Annotated in this window: 4 protein-coding genes; all 4 read right to left on the reverse strand. The window is 61.0% G+C overall.

From position 1 onward, the window contains the following. Positions 1-435: 435 nt before the first annotated feature. From BN1233_RS35845 to BN1233_RS50710, 4 genes are read right to left on the reverse strand one after another with little or no spacing between them, the layout of a single operon-like run. Entirely contained in the window at positions 436-783 is a 348-nt protein-coding gene (locus BN1233_RS35845) for a hypothetical protein (protein WP_046868458.1), read from the reverse strand. 26 nt (positions 784-809) lie between these two features. Next, a complete protein-coding gene (locus tag BN1233_RS35850; protein ID WP_046868459.1) occupies positions 810-1145 on the reverse strand; it encodes a carboxymuconolactone decarboxylase family protein in 336 nt (111 codons plus the stop codon). A gap of 50 nt (positions 1146-1195) precedes the next feature. After that, complete coding sequence (locus tag BN1233_RS50880) at positions 1196-1597, reverse strand: hypothetical protein (RefSeq protein WP_063776609.1); 402 nt, start codon at positions 1595-1597, stop codon at positions 1196-1198. A gap of 27 nt (positions 1598-1624) precedes the next feature. Next, positions 1625-1750, reverse strand: a complete 126-nt coding sequence (locus BN1233_RS50710) for a hypothetical protein (RefSeq protein WP_280139381.1) — start codon at positions 1748-1750, stop codon at positions 1625-1627. Between the last annotated feature and the right edge of the window lie 380 nt (positions 1751-2130).

Raw genomic sequence — 2130 nt, forward strand, 5'->3', positions numbered from 1 at the left:
TCGGATCATCCAACCGTGATCGCTGAGGTGTTGGAGAGGTTCACGCGAAGCAGGCCGACAGCGGGAGACGGCAGGCTCCGGTGCTATATTGGAAAACGAGCGAGTCGTTTCGAAATATCCGGCTCGGACCGGTAATGATATCGGGGATAACAGCCGCTCCGTCCCTTGAAGCCGCATCCTCACACCGCTTGGCCGCGCGATCTGCTGGCCGTGATCAGCGCAACGGCCGGCGAATTCCGTGACTTTTGATCGCAAGCGGCTGAAGGTCCTACGCGTTCAGGAGGACGTCAGGCCACTCCACATCGTGCTGGCCGCACAGTAGCCTGCGTCGTACGCCAATCGTCAGCCGCTTTTTTGGAGCGGGAGGGATTTCGGTTGGGGCTAGTGAAGGCAAGCCCAAATTGAATCGCACGCCCGTGGAGCGGCTGCTCCCGCTCAAAGCGGCCCGGTTGGAGCACCGAGCATTTCCGTGAAGCGGCGGGCGAGCGATACGATATAGGCAATGGAGTAATTCACCAGGGCTGCAGCATAGAGGCTGCCCGCCTCTTCGTGCGCTGATCTCCGCTCCGCTCCAAGGCCGCGGCCCAATGCGAATGCGCCGACCACGCTGAAGCAGAGGCCTACTGCCTGGAGATACGGCCCGATGCCGCCGCCGCTCAATCGACCCATCGTCAGGCAGGCGACCAGCACCACTGTGGCCTGAAGAGAGGTCGTAACCGCAATCCTGTACAGGGTCGTCCCGAACGCGGATGGTGCCGCAGGATGGCTTTCTCTGGGAAGCATCGTCTGTTCTCGAACCTCAGCCAGCTCTATTCCGGTGCTCTCTCGGACAGCGAGGCCAGCATGATGGCGGAATGCGCATATGCCGCGCCGGCTCGCATCTCCGCGGCTACCCAGACGGCCTCCATCAGTTCCTCGGCGGTTGCGCCCGCCCGCTGCGCCGCCCGAGTATGTCCCTGGATGCAATATGGACATTGCGTGACGTGCGCGACCGCTACGGCGATCAGCTGCTTTGTCTTACTCGGCAAAGCGCCGTCCGAGAAAACTTGGCGTCCGAAGGACTCGAATGCTGCTTGGACCTCGGGAGCAAGCTCGCGACGCTTGCGCGCCAGCTCGGGTGTGGCCTCCGGATAAACAGCAGTCATGGTCATCTCCTGAATAAATCCGACATCGACCGGGCCCGGATCCGCCCGCGCTACAGGCCGGAACTCAATCCGGCCGGAATCCGCACTCGGTCCAGCGGGCAGGCATTGGCTCTCGAGGAAGGACGCCAGCAGCCTAACGTCTGCTTAGCGGCCCGATGCATTGCCGTCCGGGGAGCTGGCCCTTCGCACTCGGCGCCTTCGATCCGGCCTTGTCGGGCAGTGAGGCCAGCGTCCAGTGCCCGCGTCGCTTGGAAGAGATAGAAGCCCATGAAATGAACGCTGACGTCTGCCGCTTCATAGTTGAAAGCCAATGGGTCAATGTCGGCATTCTCGAGCTTGCCCCCGTAGACCCACAAAGCGGCCGTGATGAAGGCAGGCACGGGCCGATCCTCCGGGACGGCGCAGACGAGGTCTGCATGACCTCTACGGCGGAACAGATTGTAGGCTCGCATCGCCAACCTCCTCGGCACCGCCCGGCGCTAGAACGAGACGACGTACCACGCGAGCATGGCGAATGCGCCGGCGAGAGTATCGATGACCACCTGCGGGACCGGTATCTCACATGCGCTGACCGCCACGCGGTGGGCTCTCCGGATGTGCCACATGATAATCCTCCTGTCCCGGGGTAACGGTCGTGGTTCGCTACCCTGGCGTCGCGAGCTGAAACGCTGGCTCTTGGAATGTCGGCCTCACCAAGGAATGCGGCAAACGAAATTCTTTGCCCATTTCCAGCAAGATCTTTGCAGTTTCGAAGCTGCGCCTGAGGCATCCGGAGATCGCAGGTTTTATCATTCAAAGTGCAATTTTTCTGTTCCGATCTACCAATCAATTTCGGTTGTCAGAGCTGGGTCCATGTTCGAACGTGCTTGTCTGTTCGAGAGGTCTCATCATGAATCTTGGTGTTCGTGACAGCGAGGTTGTCGCCCATGACCACGGCGTGCCGACGTTCTGGCGCCGCTGGTTTTACTCGACCAACCACAAGGAT

Source organism: Microvirga massiliensis (assembly GCF_001006805.1).
Classification (GTDB): domain Bacteria; phylum Pseudomonadota; class Alphaproteobacteria; order Rhizobiales; family Beijerinckiaceae; genus Microvirga; species Microvirga massiliensis.

What these genes read in the sequence shown, in the direction of transcription:
- BN1233_RS50710 (WP_280139381.1), bottom strand. Translation starts at nt 1,750, where the DNA reads ATGTGGCACATCCGGAGAGCCCACCGCGTGGCGGTCAGCGCATGTGAG.
- BN1233_RS35845 (WP_046868458.1), bottom strand. Translation starts at nt 783, where the DNA reads ATGCTTCCCAGAGAAAGCCATCCTGCGGCACCATCCGCGTTCGGGACG.
- BN1233_RS50880 (WP_063776609.1), bottom strand. Translation starts at nt 1,597, where the DNA reads ATGCGAGCCTACAATCTGTTCCGCCGTAGAGGTCATGCAGACCTCGTC.
- BN1233_RS35850 (WP_046868459.1), bottom strand. Translation starts at nt 1,145, where the DNA reads ATGACTGCTGTTTATCCGGAGGCCACACCCGAGCTGGCGCGCAAGCGT.